Origin of the sequence: Nonomuraea sp. GTA35, from assembly GCF_041950525.1 — a bacterium.
In the GTDB taxonomy this organism is placed as follows: domain Bacteria; phylum Actinomycetota; class Actinomycetes; order Streptosporangiales; family Streptosporangiaceae; genus Nonomuraea.
The window spans coordinates 1-568 of sequence record NZ_JBGNUV010000068.1 but is presented as its reverse complement, the minus strand read 5'-3'; the positions used below and the strand labels follow the sequence as shown (position 1 = coordinate 568).

Below are 568 nucleotides of genomic sequence, written 5' to 3'. Positions count from 1 at the left end.
AGCCGCCGGGCGACCGCGACCGGCAGGGCGACGATGCGCATCGTCGCCACGAAACCGAACACATAGTTGGCCACGATGCCGATGACGATCAGGCACGCGCACCACGCGGCCATCCTCGCCAAGGTCGCAGGCACCAACCGCAACAGGCGCTCCTGAGGGGGATCCATGCCCGGGAACCTTCCCCACCGGCCGGAGAGAGGCATGCTTTCAGGCTTCACAGGCACAGGGAAACGTTCGGAGAAATAGAATGCGCGTTATGGGTAGGGTCGTCCCGCCTCTACCAGCTCTTCATGACGGCACGGTGAGCCATCTTCTGCGAGACGACCGCGGCGCGCGTTCACGGCCGCATTCCGCTGACAAGCCGGCTCCGGCCATGAGCGCCGTCAGGGGCTGGGTCGGCCGGATGGCGGCAGGCTGGAAGAAGACGAGGAGCCGGCACGGCTGGCTGGATCACACGGTGCGGGCCCTGATCCGCTACGACAAGGCCGACGCCGGCCGGCTGGCGGCCGCCCTCACCTACTACGCCTTCTTCGCCACCTTCGCCCTGGCCCTGCTGGGGTTCGCCGTC

The 568-nt window shown here is 67.8% G+C and carries 1 pseudogene; it reads left to right on the top strand.

Annotated features, from left to right (window positions below):
* Positions 1-373 precede the first annotated feature (373 nt).
* Positions 374-568: pseudogene (locus ACBJ32_RS59420) on the top strand (YihY/virulence factor BrkB family protein); the annotation flags it as partial.